Source organism: Mitsuaria sp. WAJ17 (assembly GCF_014174515.1).
GTDB lineage: Bacteria > Pseudomonadota > Gammaproteobacteria > Burkholderiales > Burkholderiaceae_C > Roseateles_B.
Genome location: NZ_JACJUG010000010.1, coordinates 111,130 through 129,220 on the forward strand (window position 1 = coordinate 111,130; position 18,091 = coordinate 129,220).

The 18,091-nt window shown below is 65.2% G+C and carries 14 protein-coding genes; 1 reads left to right on the forward strand and 13 read right to left on the reverse strand.

The window, feature by feature from the left end; all coding sequences use genetic code 11:
* Window positions 1-14 precede the first annotated feature (14 nt).
* From H5407_RS10385 to H5407_RS10445, 13 genes are all read right to left on the reverse strand, one after another.
* Entirely contained in the window at window positions 15-1,244 is a 1,230-nt protein-coding gene (locus tag H5407_RS10385; protein WP_220800545.1) for a glycosyltransferase family 4 protein, read from the reverse strand.
* A 52-nt stretch (window positions 1,245-1,296) separates the two neighbouring features.
* Window positions 1,297-2,526: a TIGR04063 family PEP-CTERM/XrtA system glycosyltransferase gene (locus H5407_RS10390; protein ID WP_183104373.1), complete on the reverse strand. Its 1,230-nt coding sequence runs from the start codon at window positions 2,524-2,526 to the stop codon at window positions 1,297-1,299.
* Between the two features lies 1 nt (window position 2,527).
* A complete protein-coding gene (locus H5407_RS10395; RefSeq protein ID WP_183104374.1) occupies window positions 2,528-4,498 on the reverse strand; it encodes an XrtA/PEP-CTERM system amidotransferase in 1,971 nt (656 codons plus the stop codon).
* A gap of 156 nt (window positions 4,499-4,654) precedes the next feature.
* Window positions 4,655-5,935 (reverse strand): nucleotide sugar dehydrogenase, encoded by a 1,281-nt coding sequence (locus tag H5407_RS10400; RefSeq protein WP_183104375.1) that lies wholly within the window; start codon window positions 5,933-5,935, stop codon window positions 4,655-4,657.
* Window positions 5,936-5,975: 40 nt separating this feature from the next.
* Window positions 5,976-7,550: an exosortase A gene (gene xrtA / locus H5407_RS10405; RefSeq protein ID WP_183104376.1), complete on the reverse strand. Its 1,575-nt coding sequence runs from the start codon at window positions 7,548-7,550 to the stop codon at window positions 5,976-5,978.
* The gene (locus H5407_RS10410; protein ID WP_183104377.1) at window positions 7,544-8,752 is read right to left on the reverse strand and encodes a TIGR03087 family PEP-CTERM/XrtA system glycosyltransferase; all 1,209 of its coding nucleotides are present in this window, start codon (window positions 8,750-8,752) and stop codon (window positions 7,544-7,546) included. Before H5407_RS10410 ends, xrtA begins: the two co-directional genes overlap by 7 nt.
* Window positions 8,753-8,861: 109 nt before the next feature.
* Window positions 8,862-9,722: an XrtA system polysaccharide deacetylase gene (locus H5407_RS10415; RefSeq protein WP_183104378.1), complete on the reverse strand. Its 861-nt coding sequence runs from the start codon at window positions 9,720-9,722 to the stop codon at window positions 8,862-8,864.
* Window positions 9,719-10,828 carry an XrtA/PEP-CTERM system-associated ATPase gene (locus H5407_RS10420; protein ID WP_183104379.1) on the reverse strand — a complete coding sequence of 370 codons (1,110 nt, stop codon included), beginning with the start codon at window positions 10,826-10,828 and terminating at the stop codon, window positions 9,719-9,721. Before H5407_RS10420 ends, H5407_RS10415 begins: the two co-directional genes overlap by 4 nt.
* A gap of 4 nt (window positions 10,829-10,832) precedes the next feature.
* The gene (locus H5407_RS10425; protein ID WP_183104380.1) at window positions 10,833-12,383 is read right to left on the reverse strand and encodes a TIGR03016 family PEP-CTERM system-associated outer membrane protein; all 1,551 of its coding nucleotides are present in this window, start codon (window positions 12,381-12,383) and stop codon (window positions 10,833-10,835) included.
* Window positions 12,373-13,401, reverse strand: a complete 1,029-nt coding sequence (locus H5407_RS10430; protein WP_183104381.1) for an XrtA-associated tyrosine autokinase — start codon at window positions 13,399-13,401, stop codon at window positions 12,373-12,375. The genes H5407_RS10425 and H5407_RS10430 overlap by 11 nt, the downstream gene beginning before the upstream one ends.
* A gap of 2 nt (window positions 13,402-13,403) precedes the next feature.
* The gene (locus tag H5407_RS10435) at window positions 13,404-14,978 is read right to left on the reverse strand and encodes an XrtA system polysaccharide chain length determinant (protein WP_183104382.1); all 1,575 of its coding nucleotides are present in this window, start codon (window positions 14,976-14,978) and stop codon (window positions 13,404-13,406) included.
* A 100-nt stretch (window positions 14,979-15,078) separates the two neighbouring features.
* Window positions 15,079-15,705 (reverse strand): XrtA/PEP-CTERM system exopolysaccharide export protein, encoded by a 627-nt coding sequence (locus H5407_RS10440; protein WP_183104383.1) that lies wholly within the window; start codon window positions 15,703-15,705, stop codon window positions 15,079-15,081.
* 248 nt (window positions 15,706-15,953) lie between these two features.
* A complete protein-coding gene (locus tag H5407_RS10445; RefSeq protein ID WP_183104384.1) occupies window positions 15,954-16,829 on the reverse strand; it encodes a ThiF family adenylyltransferase in 876 nt (291 codons plus the stop codon).
* Between the two features lie 168 nt (window positions 16,830-16,997).
* On the opposite strand from H5407_RS10445, the gene H5407_RS10450 reads away from it, so the two are divergent.
* On the forward strand, window positions 16,998-18,068 hold the full coding sequence (locus H5407_RS10450) for a nitroreductase family protein (protein WP_183104385.1): 1,071 nt from the start codon (window positions 16,998-17,000) through the stop codon (window positions 18,066-18,068).
* Window positions 18,069-18,091: the final 23 nt, after the last annotated feature.

The window sequence follows — 18,091 nt, forward strand, 5'->3', positions numbered from 1 at the left end:
CCGTTTCGCGACGGTCATGAGGTGCTCCGTGCAGGGGACCTGGCCGCATGTGCCTCCACCAGGCGATGGAACAGCTGGTACTGCTGCTCGCTGGTGGCGTCCCAGGAAAAGTCCTCAGCATAGCGGCGGACGGCATCGCGCCCGGGGTGGGACTTCCAGAGGGAGGCGACGGCCGCGGCAATGCCATCGCCGTCGCGCGAGCCCACCAGGCGGCCGGCGATGTCGTTGCGCACCACCTCCGGCGAGCCCCCCACCGGCGTGGCCACCACGGGCGCCCCGCAGGCCATGGCCTCCAGCAGCACATTGGCCCAGCCCTCGCGGCTGGAGGCCAGCAGCAGCATGTCGGCGGCGCTGTACCAGCGCGGCAGCTCTGCATTGGGAAGGGCTCCGGTCATGCGGACCTTGTCCTGCAGTCCCAGACGCTGGATGGTGGCCTCAATGCGGGGCCGGTCCACGCCCTCCCCGATGATGACCAGCCGCGTCTGCGGGAACTGCGGCAGCAACCGGGCCAGGGCCTCGACGCACAGCTCGTGGCCCTTGAGCGGCACGAGGTGGCCCACCGACAGCATCAGCGGCCCGCCCTCCAGGCCCAGCGCCTGGCGCATCTCGGCCTGGCCCAGAGGGCGGAAACGTTGCAGATCGACACCATTGCGGAACACATGCAGCTTTTCGCGCGGCTCGCCCAGCTCATGCAGGCGCTCCATCAGGTCGGCACACACGCCGATGGAGGCATCCGCCTGCCGGGCTGCGCCCTGGATCAGCTTGCGCGGCCAAGGGTAGGTCGGAAAGAGGTTGAGGTCCGAGCCTCGGGCGGTGATGGTCAGCGGCTTGTCGAAGTACCGGGCCAGCCAGGCGGCGGCCACGCCATCGGGGTAGTAGTAGTGGGCGTCGATGACATCGAATACCAGCCCCTCCTTCATCCACCGGCGGATGGCCAGGGCCGAGCGCAGGGCCAGCAGGTGCGGGGCCACGTTCATGCCCACTTTGGGCGGGAGCAGGTAGCGCGGATAGCGGACCTCAACCCCGTTGTGCACGGCCTGGCGCGGCGTGGCCGCCATCTTGGCCCAGGCACCCCAGCGCGGGTTCGAGGAAGGAAACCAGGGCACCGGCGCCAGCACCTTGGCCTGCACCTTGCCCGCCTTCAGCAGCTCGCGCAGCCGGGTCTCCACGAAAATGCCATGCCCCGGTCGGCTGGGGCTGGGATACAGCGTGGAAAACAGCAGGGTGCGGATTGGACGGTCCATGCGGGGAGGGTCGAGGGGGCGAGGCCCGGGGGTGATGCGATCGTCGGCAGCCTCAAGCCACGGAACGGCCCAGCAGGCGCTCGTAGACCGGCACGTAATTGGCGGCGCTGTTGCGCCAGTTGCGCACTTCCTCGACGAAGCGCCGCCCGTTGGCCTGCACACGCGGCCAGTCCATGGGGGCTGCCAGCACCCGCATCACCACGTCCGACAGGGACTGGCGGTCACCTGCCTTGAAGAGGTGGCCGGTCTGCCCGTCCTCGATCAGCTCCTTGTGGCCGCCGACATCCGAAGCCACCAGAAGCCGCCCCTGGGCCATGGCCTCCAGTGGCTTGAGCGGTGTCACCAGCTCGGTGAGGCGCATGGGATGGCGGGGGAACACGAGCACGTCGATCAGGTCGTAGTAGCGCTGGACCTGGGCATGCGGCACGCGGCCGGTGAAGACCACCTTGTCGGCCAGGCCCAGGGCCTGGCATTGCGCCTTCAGCGCCGCATCCTGCGGACCACCGCCGACCAGCAGCAGGCGCACGCTGGGGTCGCGCTGCAGCATCTGCGGCAAGGCCTCCAGCAGCAGGTCCAGGCCCTCGTAGGCATAGAAGGAGCCGATGAAGCCCAGCACCTTGGCCCCCTGCAGGCCTAGCTGTGCCTGCAAGGCGGGGTCGGGCTGACCGCCGGGTTCGAAGCTGGCGATGTCCACGGCGTTCGGGATCACACTGACCTTGGCAGCGGGGATGCCACGGCCCAGGATGTCGCCACGCAGGCCCTCGCAGATGGTGAAGACGTGGTCCACGCGCTTCATCGCGCGGGTCTCCAGCGCGCGCGTCGCTTTGTAGCGCAGGCTGCCTTCGGTGGTGGTGCCGTGATCGACGGCGGCGTCCTCCCAGAAGGCCCGGATTTCGTACACCACCGGGAGTCCCGCACGTCGCGCGGCGCGTGCCGCCGGCAAGGCATTCAGCACCGGCGAATGAGCGTGGAGGATGTGGGGGCGGTGCTCCTGGATCAGGGTCTCGATGCGGCGTTCGAGCGCGCGCATCAGCTGCATCTCCTTGAGCACCGGCAGCTTGCCGGCCTCGGCCATGGGCGTACGAAAAAAGGTCCAGTGGTCAACCTGCTCCTGCAGCGCGCCATCCTGCCGGCCCGAGCTCTGCTCGTGCTTGGGGCTCGTGACATGCAGGGTCTCCCAGCCCAGCTTGCGCTGCTCGCGCAGCAGCGAGGCCGTGCGGAATGTGTAGCCGCTGTGCAGCGGCAGGGAGTGGTCGAGGATGTGGAGGACGCGGACGGTCATATCAGGATGCGGCAGACGGGGTGGCATGGGCCGGCGTGGCCTTGCTGGCGATGGCATGCTCGGGCACCACGGGATGAGGGCCATCGACCACGACACGCAGGAAGGCCTCGAACATGGTCAGGGACCACAGGGCCGTGCTGTGGTCGGCCCTGCCCGACTGGTGCTGCTCGACAAGATCGCGCAGGCAATCGGGGTTGAACCAGCCGGTGTCGGCCAGGCGCGAGCCCAGCACGGACTCCCGCACCTTGTCCTTCAAGGGCCCGCGGAACCAATTGGCCAGAGGCACTGAGAAACCCATCTTGGGCCGGTACAGCACCTCATGAGGCAGCTGGCTTTCCATGCTCTTCTTGAGCAGGTACTTGCCTTCCTGGCCATGCAGCTTGAGTGCAGACGGCAGCGTCGCCAGCCACTCCAGCAGCGGGTGGTCCATCAGCGGCTCGCGCACTTCCAGGGAGTGCGCCATGCTGGCGCGGTCCACCTTGGTGTTGATGTCGCCGACAAGGTAGGTCTTGGTGTCCAGGTACTGGATCAGGGCCAGCTGGTCGTCGGTGTGGGCATTCTGCGCATGGCGGTGAAAGACCTGGTCGGCGCTGTAGCCGGCCAGGGCCTGGCGCATGGCCGGGCTGAAGAGGCGCTGGCGCAGCGGAGCCTTGTTCTGGGAGACCGAGTGGCAGTAGGCGCTGACCGGGTCCATGGCCATGCCCTGAAAGGTGGTCTTGGCGCGCAGGAAGCGCGGTGCCCAGTCCAGCTTGGGATAGGCCCGGCCCAGTGCGCCAAACACCCTCTGCCCCATGCGCCCTGGCAGCATGCCGCGCAGGCCAGACTCCAGCATGTGCAGCTTGTAGCGGCGGTAGCCACCGAAGGCCTCGTCGCCCCCGTCACCCGACAGGGCCACGGTGACATGTCGGCGGGCCATCTCGCAGACGCGGTAGGTGGGGATGGCGGAGCTGTCGGCGTAGGGCTCGTCGTAGAGCCGTGCCAGGGTGTCCACCAGGTCGAAGTCATTGCTGCCCACGGTGTGGCAGACATGGGCCGTGCCATGGCGCTGGGCGACCATGGCGGCGAACTCGGACTCGTTGAAGCGCGGATCGTCAAAGGCGATGGCGCAGGTGCGCACCGGTTGGTCCGACAGTCTGGCCATGGTCGCCACGACCGCGCTGGAATCGACGCCACCGGACAGGAAGGCGCCCAGCGGCACCTCGGCGATCATGCGCAGGCGCACGGACTCGCGCAGGCGCTCGAGCAGCTCGGCCTGGGCATCGACCAGGCTGATGGGGTTGTCCAGCGTGTAGCGCAGGTCCCAGTAGGACCTGGAGGCCGGGATGGGTTCGCCGCGCTGGATGCGCAGGGTATGGCCCACGTCCAGCTTGTGGATGCCTTTGAAGATGGTGCGCGGCTCGGGCACGTAGCCAAAGGCGAAGTACTCCTCCACCGCCTGAGGCTCAATCTCGCGGCGCAACTGCGGGTGGGCCAGCAGGGATTTCAGCTCCGAGCCGAAGAGCAGCAGGCCATCGTCCAGCACCGTCCAGTACAGGGGCTTCACGCCCAGGCGGTCGCGGGCCATGAACAGGCACTGCTTCTTGCGGTCCCAGATCACGAAGGCGAACATGCCGCGCAGGCGATCCACGCAACGCTCGCCCCAACTTTCCCAGGCATGGACGATGACTTCCGTGTCGCTGCGGGTGTGGAACTGATGCCCCAGGGCCTGCAGCTCGGGGATGAGTGCCTGGTAGTTGTAGATCTCGCCATTGAAGACGATGGCAACGCTGCGGTCCGCATTGAACAGCGGCTGTTGGCCCGTGGCGATGTCGATGATGGACAGGCGGCGGTGGCCGAAGCCCAGGCCGGGTTCCATGTAGAGGTCGCCCTCGTCCGGACCGCGGTGGTGCTGGGAATCGTTCATGCGACGAAGCACCGCGCCGTCGATGGCGCGCGCCTGGCGGGTGTCAAAAATGCCGGTAATGCCGCACATGGTCTGCCTTCAATCCGCAATGCCCTTACCGGGCCAAGGCCCTGCTCTGGCCTGGTCCGGAAACAAGCTTGCCGAGCAAGCTCGGCAAGCAAACTTCACTATCGTGGGCGGCGGCCCTGCGCCAGGCCTCAGGCCCGGCCGGATCCGCCAGGGAGATCACAGGCGCCAGACCCGATAGCCTGCCGCCTTCAGCGCCGCCTCGTCGAAGGCGGCCTTCACATCGACGAAGGCACCGCCCGCCACCAGCTTCTCGCCCAGCTGCGCCACGCTGAGGCTGGCAAACTCGCGGTGCGACACGGCAGCCACGATGGCATCCGCCTTGGGCAGTTCGCTCCAGGGCGTCAGGCTCACGCCGTACTCGTGCTCGGCCTCAGCCGATTCGGCCTGGGGATCGGTCACGATCACGTCCACGCCGTAGGTCTTGAGCTCGTTGATGATGTCGATCACCTTGGAGTTGCGCAGGTCGCCGCAGTTCTCCTTGAAGGTCAGGCCCAGCACGTTGACCTTGGAACCCTTGATGTGCGAGCCGCTGGCAATCATCTGCTTGATGGTCTGCTCGGCGATGAACTTGCCCATGCTGTCGTTGATTCGACGGCCCGCCAAGATGACCTGCGGGTGGTAGCCCAGCATGTCGGCCTTGTGGGTCAGGTAGTAGGGATCCACGCCGATGCAGTGCCCCCCCACCAGGCCAGGCTTGAACTTGAGGAAGTTCCACTTGGTGCCGGCAGCTTCCAGCACTTCGCTGGTGTCGATGCCGATCTTGTCGAAGATGATGGCCAGCTCGTTCATCAGCGCGATGTTGAGGTCGCGCTGGGTGTTCTCGATGACCTTGGCCGCCTCGGCGGTTTTGATGCTGGAAGCGCGGTGCACGCCCGGCACGATGATCATCTCGTAGAGCTTGGCCACCCGATCCAGAGTTTCGGGGGTGTCACCCGAAACGATCTTCAGGATCTTGGTGAGGGTGTGCTCCTTGTCGCCCGGGTTGATGCGCTCGGGGCTGTAGCCGACGAAGAAGTCCTGCTTCCACTTCATGCCGGATTCGCGCTCCAGCACGGGGATGCAGACCTCCTCGGTGGCACCGGGATACACGGTGCTCTCATAGACCACGATGGCGCCCTTCTTCATGTGGCGACCGGCGCTGGTCGAGGAACCGATCAGGGGTTTGAAGTCGGGGATGTGTGCCTCGTCCACCGGCGTGGGCACGGCGACGATGATGATGTCGGCCTCGCCCAGCATGGCGGGATCCGAGGTGTAGACCGCATGCTTGGCAGCCTGAACCTGTTCGTCGCTCAGTTCGCGCGATGGATCGGTGCCGCGCTTGCAGGCGTCCACCTTGCCCTGGTGGATGTCAAAACCGATCGTCTTGATCTGCTTGCCGAATTCCACGACGAGCGGCAGGCCCACATAGCCCAGACCGATCACTGCCAATGTCGTCATACAAATGCCTTTCTTGAGATTCTCGAATTATGGCGAGTCATCAGCGCTGAGACTGTGACTGCAGGTAGCCCTGAATCGCGGGGGTCAGGGTCGGCAGCAGATCTGCCAGCCCCGTGCGCCCGTCCTCCGCTTGCGGCGCATAGACGAACACGGCCGCCGCATTGTCCACGCGCCCTCCCAGCAGGCACCAGGCCGTCAGCAGACGGGCCCGGACCGAGGAGTTGGTGAAATGGCCGTCCACCCAGTGCGTCTGCATCACCTGCAGCGCCTCGCGGGTGCCGGTCACGTGCATGCGCTGGCGCAGCTGGGCGGCGCGCCAGATACCCAAGGCGGGGCTAGCCTCGGCCGAGGCCTGCTCCACCCAGTTGTCCTTGAAGCCGGCCAGTCGGTTCTCCGAATTCATGACCTTGCGCTCCTCGTCCTGCCCCCGGTAGAACATCACCCAGAGGCAGAAGGAGCGCCCGTCCTTCTGGTAGCAGGACTGGCGCTGTGCGCTCTCGCCGCCATAGGCGGGCTTCCAGCCACCCTGCCCTGCGCTGTCGATCTGGCGCCAGCCCTGAGATTCGAGGTCCAGCGGCGCCAGCACGACTGGCGCATTCGCACCGGGCAGATGTTCGACGTGGTAAGCCCAGCCAGCCGGCACAACCAACAGCACCAGGGCCAGAGCCGTTTGCAGCCAGGGCGGGCGAGCGCTCTCAAGCTGGGCAGGCACGTCAGGCTGCGGCTCGACCAGCGGCGCATCGACGTAGCGGATGCCCACCATGTACAACAGGGTCATCACCAGGCCGAAGAAGACCCACCCGTAGATGATGTGATCCACGCCGGTAGCCAGCTCATTTCCGGACAGATGGCCGATCATCACGATCATGTAAGCCCGCAGCCAGTTGGCGATGAGGGGCACCACCAGAGACACCAGCACAAAGGTCCAGCGGCGCCAGGCACTGCGGTAGTTGATGTACGCGAACAGCGTGCCCACCATGAAGGAAGCAATCAGGTAGCGGATGCCGCTGCAGGCCTCCACCACCGACCAATGCCCGCTGGGAATGACAAACTCCAGGCCTTCGCGGTACACCGGGATGCCGGTGGCACGCAGCGCCGCCACGGTGAAGTCGGCCGTGGAGTTCATCAGCGTGGGCAGCAGGAATTCACCGAAGGGCACGGCAAAGAAGCTGAAGCTCAGCGGAAAGAGCAGGCGCAGGGCAACAGCCCGCCCCAGGACCAGAGGCACCAGCAACACCAACAGCGCCACGATGGCGAAGTGCTCGGCCGCGTTCACATGGGCCAGGCGCACCACCAGCCAGGCCGGAAGTAGCAGGGCCAGGCCAGCCAGGGCCGGCCACCAGGGGCGCGGCGTCAGCACCAGGCAGTCATAGCGCCTGCGCCAGACCAGCCACAGCACCGCCGGGAAGACCAAGTAGCCATGGGCAAAGGTGTCCGAGCGCGACCAGATGCCCACCATGGACTCGAAGGACGGCCACAGCAGGCCGACGGCGGCCCCGGTGCACAGCAGCCAGGCGAGCAACGCCGAACGCCACCTGGCCCGCAGGCCATCTGGCAGGCGGTGCCAGAAGCTGCGGGTGTCGTGGACCCAGTCCTGCAGCAGTTCCTTCAGCATGCGCCCCCCGTGGCCCGGCTCAGCGCCCCATCGATTGCCGACAGGTGCGCATCCCAGCTGTAGTGATCCAGCACATAGCGGCGCGCGGCCTGGCCGACGCGCAGCAACTGCTCGCGATCCGCCAGCAGGGTCTCGAGCGCTGCCAGGTATTCCTCTGCCGTCTCCGCCTCGTACAAGGCCTCGCCATGCAGCGCGCCGATCACCTGCGCGCAGCCGCGCGCCGAGACCACAGGCTTGCACATGGACATGGCCTCAAGCACCTTGTTCTGCACACCCCGAGCGAGCCGCAGCGGTGCGACGACAGCGTCGGCATGCTGCAGATAGGGCCGCACATCGGGCACCGTGCCGGTCACCCGCACCTGCGGGCTGGCCAGGGCCTGCACGGCCGGCGTGGGGCTACGCCCGACGATGTGGAACTGCGCTTGGGGATGTCTCTGCAGCACGGACGGCAGCACCGCCTCGGCAAACCAGGACACGGCGTCCACATTGGGCCAATAGTCCATCGCGCCAGTGAACACGAGATGCGGCCCCGCCCCGGAGAAGGGGCTCGGACTGTCCTGTTGCGACTGGAAGAAATCGCTATCGACACCGTTGCACAGGGCCTGGATCTTGTCATCCATCCCCGGGGCCAGGCCCAGGAACAGCTGCCGCTCCGGCTCGGTCACCAGGTAGCTCATGCGAGCCGCAGCGACGATGCGGCGCTCGTAGTCCAGCAGCGTGCGCCCTTCGCGACCGTACACCCAAGACATGGGCCAGCGACGGGCCCTGGCATAGCCCACCCATTTCTGCGAGTCCACGTCGATGAGATCGACCAACATGGGCAGGGGCAGGTCCATGGCGTACTGGGCCATGGTGGAGGAGAAGACGATGCTGGCCGCGAGGTCCTGCTCCTTCAGGCAGCGCTGCACCCAGGCGCTCATGGCGGCGTCCCGGTAGTAGGGCAGGCCCAGTGGCTCGCCGCTGAACAGCCCCTTGAGGCTTCGCAGCTTGCCGAGCTTAGGATTCAGCGGCAGCGCGCAAACATCCGCGCAGACACCGCGCAGCTTGTCCAGGTACTGCCAATCTTCCGGATCATCGACAAAGGTGCCCAGGAAGACGCGGTGGCGCTGCGCCAGGTGCTTCAGCAGATGCCAGGAGCGGACCTTGTCGCCCTTGTTGGGCGGGTAAGGCAGGCGGTGGACGAGGTAGAGGATGTTGGCCATCTCATCCCTCCGTCAGGTCGGCGCAAGAACGCCTGCACGCCGGGCGCACATGCCCGTCCCGGACCTGAGCCATGGACGCCAGGCCTTGGACTTCCAACTCGAATGACATTCAGTGCTGACCCGCTGCTTGAGCCGTCAAGCGAGGTTTGAGGAAAACCTCGTCCATGCGGCCCCATTTGAAATCTTTCAACAGACGGGCAATCCGCCCCTCCGTGCGCGAAAGATTTACATAGTGGCGAAAGCGGGATTTGGCATCAATCCCCTGAACGCGCGGCTGATCAGGGTCGATTTCCCAGGGATGGAAATAGAACACCGCCGGCTGTGCCTCATGGGCATTGACACGCTCCAGCATCCAGCGTGAAAGCCCGTAGGGAAACAGCCTGAAATAACCCCCACCGCTGCTGGGAAGATTGCGCTCAAACAGGCGCAGCGTGGTAATTGGAATCTCCAGCAGGCCTTCGCGGACGAAATACGGCGTACGCGGCGAATCAGGCATGCCGTAATGATCATGGGCAATGGGATAGACGCTGGAGCTGTACTGATGGCCGGTCTCCAGCAATACATCGAAGGCCCAGAGATTGCCCTTGCCGATAGAGAAACTCGGGGCCCGGTAGCCCAGCACGGGCAGGCCGCCCAGGTCTTCCAGCACCTTCTTGGCCCTGCTGAGGTCCTCGCGGAAGGCCTCGGGGCTCAGGTCGCTGGCGCGTTCGTGCCCATAGCCATGGCTGGCCAGCTCGTGACCCGCGGCAACGATGCGCTTGACCAGGGCCGGATAGCGCTCGGCAATCCAGCCCAGGGTGAAGAAGGTGGCCTGCGTGTCATGTTCGGCGAGCAGCGCCAGGATGCGATCGACATTGCGCTCGACGCGGCATTCCAGCTCGCTCCAGCGCTCGCGGCGGATGTAGGGTGCAAAGGCGGAGACCTGGAAGTAGTCCTCCACGTCGATGGTCATGGCATTGACCGGCTTCATGACTCCGACCCTTCCCTTCTTTCCTTGCTGCTGGCCGCATCGACCAGCTTCTGCAGCAGGGCCAGTGTTTGCAGATTGATGCGCTCCAGGCGCATGAGGCTGCGCTCCAGGCGCTGCAGCCGGTCCGTGTGGTGATCCTGGGCCAGGTTGAGGATCTGGGCGGACATGCCCTGCCCCGCCCCCGTCTGCAACTGGATCTGGCTGATGTCGATGTCCAGGCCGACCTGCCCCAGATGCGCAGCCGGCAACGAGGCCGGGCCGCTGGCCAACGCGGCATGGGCGGAATCAGGAATGGCGGCTTCGTCCCGGATGTCCCTGACGACTTCCTCGACATCCGCCTGCGTCAGCAGCATGCGACCGGCCATGAAGCCCAGCAGCAGCAAGCGATCGCAGAGGCTGTTGATCCGGCGCGGGATGCCGCGCGAGGCCTTGTGGATGGCGGCGAAGGCCGCAGTCTCGAAGCTAGGATTGCCGGTGCTGCCCGCGCACTTGAGGCGGTGCTCGATGTAGCGCTGCGTCTCTTCCTCGTCCAGCGGGCCAATGTGGCAGGTGGCGGCCACGCGCTGGCGGAACTGCTCCATTTCCGGCCGTTGCAGAATGGCGCGGAACTCGGGCTGACCAACCAGAAAGGTCTGGAGCAGCGACTGGTTGCCGTACTGGAAGTTGGAGAGCATGCGCAGCTCCTCCACGGCGCGGGCGCTGAGGTTCTGCGCCTCATCCACCACCAGCAGGCAACGCTTGCCCTGGGCCGCCTGGCTCACCAGGAAGGCCTCCAGTGCCATCAACAGCTCGGACTTGGGCAGGTCCTTGACCCGCACGCCGAAGGCCGCCCCGACCAGGCGCAACGTGTCCTCGGCGTCCAACTGCGTCGTCACCAGATTGCCGATGACGGTGTTGCTGCGATTCAGGCTGTCCAGCAGGCCGCGCAGCAGCGTGGTCTTGCCTGCCCCCACCTCGCCGGTGATGACGATGAACCCATCGTTGCGCAGCACCCCGTAGTCCAGATAGGCCTTGGCGCGCCGGTGCTGCTTGCTGCCGAAGTAGAAATTGGGATCCGGGCTGAGCTGGAACGGCTTGCTCGTCAGCCCGTAAAAAGCTTCATACATGGAACTAGAACAATTGCTGCAGAGTGCCGGTCACGGCGTTCTCCACATAGGGCTGCAAAGGGCTTTCCATCTCGGCCCGGCGGACGCTGAAGGACAGCGTCCGTGACTGCGGCAGACGCACGCTCAGCGCCGCGCTGAGCGTGCGGAGGTGCGTACTGTTCACGGAGGCCTGCTCGGTGTGCGTGCGCTGGTCGGTATAACCCAGCGACAGGCTGCTCATGGGCGTCAGGCGGTGCGACAAGGCCAGCACCCCGCCCTGCTGCGTGATGCGATCGCCCAGGCCGAAGTCATCGCCCGGCAGGCTCACCGCGCCCAGGCGCTGGTTGCGGCTGTGCGCCATCGACACGCTCACGGTGGTACGCAAGCCCTGCCAGAGCAGTCCCACCTGGCGCGAGCGCGACAGGCTAACCGCCGAGCTGAGGAAGCCGGGCGCCGACACGGCATCTGGTGAAAGCCCGCTGGCCTTCAGGGTCGCAAGCACCAGCTCCCGGCGCTTGCCAGCATCGGGCTCCAGCGACGCCAGCATCTGGAACAGCAGGTCGTAGTTGGTCCTCGTCCCGAGGCCGCCCTGCACGCCCGGCGGCGCAATCTGCTGGATGTCGGAAATCCGCAGAGACAGCCGCGCAAGCCGATGCTCGAAAGACAGGGCGTGCGTGCTGCCATAGGAGCGGTGGTCTGCGCCCAGCGAGGCCGTCGTCCGCGGCGACGGCCTCCATCCCAGCTGGAAACCGTAGGCTGCCTTGCGTTCCTTGTGCTCGCTGGTGAAATTGTTGGCGTCAGAACCGAAGTTGACGCTGGCCTCCCAGTCAGGATTCGGGCGGTAGGTCAGCATGCCGATCAGGCGGTCGCTGGCCACCCGGCGGCCGACCCGCGGCTGGCTCGACTGCAGGTCGGCCATGACCTGCCAGCCCATCAGCGTACCGCTCCGCGAGGGCCTCAGCACCGCACCGGCGGCATAGCCGCTGCTGTCTCCGAGATTGGTGTCCTTGGCCCGGTTGAGCGTCAGGTTGACCTGCGACTCCAGAATCGCGGCATCCCCGAGGCGCAAGCGCAGGCCCGGCATCACACTGAGGTTAGCCACCTGGGTCGAGTTCGGATTGGGCAGGTTGGGGTCCACGCTGCGCGGCCCCAGCGCACTGAGGTTCTGCTGCGAGATGGTGGCGGCCGCCTGCACGAACATGGAGCCATCGGTGGGCGCCCAGCGGAGCTGGGAGCTGAGCCGGTGATAGACGCGATCCGGCTCTGGGGACTTCATGTAGTAGTTCCCGTTCAGCGAGTAGTCCAGATTGCCATTGAGCTCCAGACCGCGCGCCTGCAGGGACAACCCCGGCGCCAACGTAGTGACCAGGGCCGCATCCGGCGAGGCACTCGAGAGCTTGAGATTGCTGGTGTAGCCCTGGGACACCACGACGCGCGGTTCCAGCGTGACCTGCCGCCGGCTCACGCCGCCAGGGCCCTCAGCCGATTCCTGGGCACATGCCGGCCCCAGCAAACCGGCCGCCATGCAGACGCCCACCACCAGCGGCGACGAGCGATCCAGCGCCTTACTGCTCATGTCCAGCCACCTCAGCAGGCTGCAGGCTGACTGAGGCATCGGGCGACTCGCTGTGCTCGTAGCCATAGCCATAGCCGTATCCGTAGCCATAGCTGCCGTCGGCATCGACGCGCGCCTGGTTCAGCAGCATCAGGCGGACCGGGCAGGCCTCGATGGTGCTCAGGGCCCGGCGGACCGCGGACTGAGGCGTGCTCTCGGCATGCACCACCACCACGATCTGGCCCATCTGAGAGGCCAGCACGGCGGACTCGGTGGTCAGCAGCAGGGGCGGCGAATCAAAGATGATGATGCGGTCAGGATAGCGCCGGGCCATGTCGTCCAGCAGCTTGCGCATGGCATCGCTGGCCAGCAGCTCGGTCGCGCGAGCATGAGGCGTTCCGCTGGGCAGGACGGTCAGCTTGTCGATGCTGGTGCGCAGCAGTGCGTCGGCCAGGTCCACGGACTCCTCAAGGACGTCCAGCAGGCCCGGGCCGGGCGGCAGGCCCAGCATGCGCAGCACGGACGGGCGGGCCACGTCGGCATCGACCAACATCACCGTGTGATCCAGCTCGGCCGCGATGCTCATCGCCAGATTCAGGGAAGTGAAGCTCTTGCCCTCGCCAGCCAAGGCGCTGGTGACCATGATCAGATTGCCATGGTTGAGCATCTCCGCGCCACGCCCGGTGGCATTGCGGATCAGCGGGCGCTTGATCACCCGGTACTGGTCAGCCATGGGCGTACGCGGGGCATTGGGCGTCACCAGGCCCATGGCGGCCAGGGCTTCAAGGTCCAGCTCGACCCGCTTGGAGACCGCAGGGGCGGGCGCCGCCGGGCTGCGGGCCGGAGCTGCCACAGGCGAGACAGGGGCCGCTCTCTGGCCGGCCGCTGCCGCGGCGGGAGCGGCCGGGATGGGCGAGGCCAGGTCATCCGTGACCATGGGCGGGGGCGAGGCAGGAGGGGTCAGTTGGTCGATATCCACCCCAGCCTGCCGCAGTTGCTCAAGACGCTGCGCTGCTTGTTCAATCAGACTGCCGGCCATGATCAAGCCCCCCGATTCGCAATGACGGCCATCGCGGCAATTCCGATGGCAAAACAGATGAACAGCAGGCCACCCGCCGACCAGAAGCGCAGCATGCTGCGCCGCGACCGCGACACCTCCGCCGGCGTATTGAGGCGGCCGACCACCCCCAGCACAGGCAGCTCGGTCACGTCACGCAGTTCCAGAGTGTCGTGAAACACCGGGCGCAGTTGGCTGGCGATGAAGGATGTGCCCAGGCCTGCCGCCACCGACAGCCCCCAGGCCGCTGCAAGCAGGACCAGGCGGTTGGGAGCCACAGGCTGATTGGACGCCCGCGGCGGATCGATCAAACGGAAATCTGCCACCCCGGAAGCGACGTCCAGTTCGCCTGAAATGGCAGCCGATTCACGACGAGCCACCAGCTCCTCGTAGTTTTTCTTGTGGACAGCGTAGTCCCGGTTCAACTGGGCAGCCTCAGCCTCCAGCTGAGGCGCAGTCTTCAGTGCGGACAGTGCCTGCTGATAGCGCGCCGAGTACTCACCCACACGCGCCTGCAACTGGGCGACCTGCACCTCGGTAGTTGCCAACATGCGGGACAGTTCCTGCTGCACCGGAGTCCCCGAGCTGCTGCTGCCGCTGCTGGTGGACCCACTGCTGTTGCGGCGCATGTCGGCCAGTTCGCGCTTCTTCTGCTCCTCAAGGTCCTTGATCAGCTTGCGGGTCTGGATGACGTCCGGATGCTGATCCGTGAAGCGCTGAAGCAGCACGTCCAGGTTGCGCTTCTGGGCATCGATGCGCGCGTCCATTTCCGGCATGGCAAAGGCGGAGGGGTCCTGCAGTGCGGCCTGTGCCGCACTGTCCAGGCGGGTACGCTCGGCGGCCAGCTGCTGCTTGGCAGCGCTGCGTGCGTTCTCAGCTTCGCGCAGCTCCAGGCGTGCGCGGTCCAACTGGTTGCTGAGCTCGCCCAGCCGCGAGGCCGCATCCTTGCCCTCACTGGCAGTGAGTTCGAGGTTGCGCAGTCGGAATTCCTTCAGCCGTGCCTCGGCTTCCTCCAGCTTGGCCTCGTAGTTCTTGATCTGCTCGTTGATGAAGGTGGTCGCCGTCGCAGTTTCCTTGCGGCTGGCGCCGAGACTGGATTCGACGAAGATGGACACAAGCGACTGGACGACACGCTTGGCGGTGTCGGGATCCTTGTCGCGATAGGACAGCGTATAGAGGTTGTCCTTGGCCGTGCTGCGGATAGACAGCTCGCGCGTCAGCACCTCGATCAGCGCCTCCTGCTGGGCCTTGCTCTGGTTGCCCAGATCCAGGTCCGCCATGCGGACCAGCTTTTCCATATTGGGACGGCTGATCAGCGTCCGACTCAGCATCTGCACCTGGGTGTCCACATTGGGCTGAACAGCCAGGCCGCTCATCAGGGGCTTCAAGATGGACTGGGTATCCACGTAGATGCGGGCGCTGGCCTCATACCGATTGGGCAGCAACACGGCCACGAGGACACCAAGCGCCCCCACCAGCCAGGCCGCCAGAAGACCGGCCCAACGGTACTTCCACATGCGCCGACCCAACGTCAGCAACTGAGAGAATAACTGTTCCATTGTTGTCCGCTTGTCGGAAGCAATCAGCGGTGACCGCCTCTGCGACCACCGCCGTCAAGTTGCGTGCCCGGCCCTGGCGAAACCAAGCCGGCCATGGGGCTCAGAAGAAGCTTTGCGGAATGATGAGGATGTCGCCAGGACGCATCTCGACATTGGCGGACACATCGCCCCGCTTGATGAGGTCCTTGAGGCGCACCGAATACTGCTTGTTGCCTTCCGACGAACGCAGGATGGTGGCTTCATTTCCTGCCGCGAAGTCCGTCAGGCCACCCACGGCAATCATCACGTCCAGCAAGGTCATCTGCTGCTTGTAGGGCAGGAATTGAGGCTTGGCTGCTTCGCCCACCACGCGGATCTGCTCGCTGTAAGGGCCGACAAAGCTCGTCACGATCACGGTGACCACCGGATCACGGACATACTTGGACAGCTGCTTCTCGATGTCTCGAGCGACTTCCACCGGGTTCTTGCCCTGGGCGACCAGTTCGTCGATCAGCGGCGTGGCGATCTTGCCGTCCGGACGGACGGGCACCGTCATGGACAGCTCGGGGTTGCGCCAAACGATGATGTTCAGGTTGTCCCCGGCACCGATGATGTAGCTGTAATTGCCTTCACCCACTTTGGCAGGAGCCTGCGGATACTTGCCGGACGTGGCACAGGCGCCGAGCAGGCCCAGAACCGCGCCGAGCGCGACAACGACGAACCCACGCAGGGCAAGGGCTTTGAACATAGAGCTGTCCTTCTTCGCTGATCTACAGAAAGGGATGACTAAGCGCACTGCGTGCCAGGCCAACGCACCCGGCGAGTCATCATGCCATAGGGGGCGACGACAGCCCGCAAGCATTCCCGCATGCCTCGCCGACACCGGCCACCGCGGGCAGCCGTCGAGGGCCATTTTCCCAGGCGGAGATTGCACACCACTCGCCGCGGCATGCCCATCCCTCGTATGAGTGCAGCACGCCAGGTACTCACAAGTGCTTACGAGTTTGTGCCGCGCAGCACCGGCCGGATGAACATCATCAGGAGTTTCTGCAAGGGATTGTCATTCCCCCCAGGGCGCCAGGTGTAGCTGAGTTTCTGCCGGTAGGCATCAAACTGCATGGCCCACGGCGCAGGACGCAGCTCACCCCGCCCCAGCAGCACCTTCAGTACCGAAGTCCCCATCATGCCGGCGCAGAGGTCACAGGCCATCATGGTCGAGGGCCCTTTTCGTTCGGCGAAATTGACGGCCAGCGGCTCCACAAGATAAGGGCGCTGCAGCATGGCGGGAGACAGCCCTGCGATAAAGCGGGCATATTGTTCCTGGCGCGGCTGGCCATCAACCTTGAAATACTCCTCAAAACTCATGGCTCCAGGCTTGAAATACAGCAGCGCCACACCCATCCCCAGCGGAGCAGCCGTCAGCGCCGGAATTCCGCGGCGCGCGCATTCAGCAAAGAGCAGGCGGCGCGCATCCACGGCAAAGAAGTCGATGCCATCAACATAGACATCCACACCGTCTAGGAAAGCTACGACGTTAGCCTCGGTGACCCCCTGATCGAAGCAGCGAACATCGGCCTCGGGATTGATGCTTCGTACCATCTCGCCCATCACCTGGACCTTGGGCCTGCCGATCGTCTCCATGGAAGAGCCGACCTGGCGATTGAAGTTGTGCACCTCGAACTCATCGAAATCTGCCAGACGGAAGCCCCCGAGCCCCAGGCGGGCAAGCGTCAGGGCGTGTGCACCACCCACCCCGCCCTGCCCTGCGATGGCCACGGTGGACCGCCTCAATTTCTGCTGCTCAGCTTCAGTCACCCATCCGATATTTCGGGAAAAGGCCTTGCTGTAATCGAATCCGGAGTGTTCTTGCATATGCTCTTCCCTGATGTTCTTCAATGATCACCCAGCGCCGAAGGCTTCCCTTGTTGCATTCTGCGCCCGGCATTTGGACCATCCATCGCACCCGCCAGTTTGCGCCAATCTTCGGAAGCTATGTCAAGATTCCAGAAGACCCGGCAATTCGCCAACAGGGAGACTTGAATGACCGAGCCCGATATGCTGGACCGTTTGATGGACATGGCCCGATGGGCCCCAAGCGGAGACAACACCCAGCCCTGGCGCTTCGAAAGGCTCGGCGAGCGGCAGCTGCGTGTCCATGGCTTCGATACGCGCGACCATTGCGTCTATGACCTGGACGGCCATCCCAGCCAAATCAGTTTCGGCACCTGGCTGGAGACCTTCTCGATCGCGGCAGCCAGCCAGGGCTGGCGCATGGACATCGACCGCATGGATTTCAGTAACGAAGCTCGTCCGCGCTTCGACGTCAGCATCCATCCCGCCGATGCCCCGAGCCAGCAGGAGCTGGCAGCCCAGATCGCGAAGCGCAGCGTGCAACGACGCCCGCTGCATCGCACCCCCCTCACTGAGCAGGAGAAATCTGCGCTGCAGACCTGCCTCCCAGAGGGCATGACCGTCCATTGGCTCGACCAGGGCTTCGACAGGCTGAAAACCGCCAAACTGCTGTTTCATTCCGCCAAGTTGCGGCTGACCATCGAGGAAGCCTACGAAGTCCACCGGGACATCATTGAATGGCACGCGCAATTCAGTGCCGACAAAGTCCCCGACCAGGCGCTTGGCGCGAATCCGGGCACGGTGCTGCTGATGCGCCAGGTAATGAAGAGCTGGCAGCGTGTCAAGTTTTTCAACACCTTTCTAGCGGGAACCTGGGCGCCACGCATCGAACTCGATTTCGTGCCGTCCATCTGCTGCGCCGCGCATTTCGTGATTCACGCAGGCAGCCCCGCGCATGAGCCACAGGACTATGTTGCGGCCGGGCGCGCCATTCAGCGATTCTGGCTTCAGGCCAGCGCACTGCGACTACAACTGCAACCTGAAGTAACCCCATTGGTATTCAGCAGGTATTCACGCGAGTCACGCGTCTTCTCTCGATCTGCGCATGCCATGCCCATGGCCCACGATATCCGCGCCCGCCTGGAGCGGCTACTTGGCGCAGATCTGGCTGAACGGGCGGTCTTCATGGGCCGCTTGGGTCATGGACCTGCAGCACAAGCACGCTCGATTCGGAAGCCCTTGTCATCACTGCGTGCCTGAACCCTCCTTGAGGGCTTGTCGGC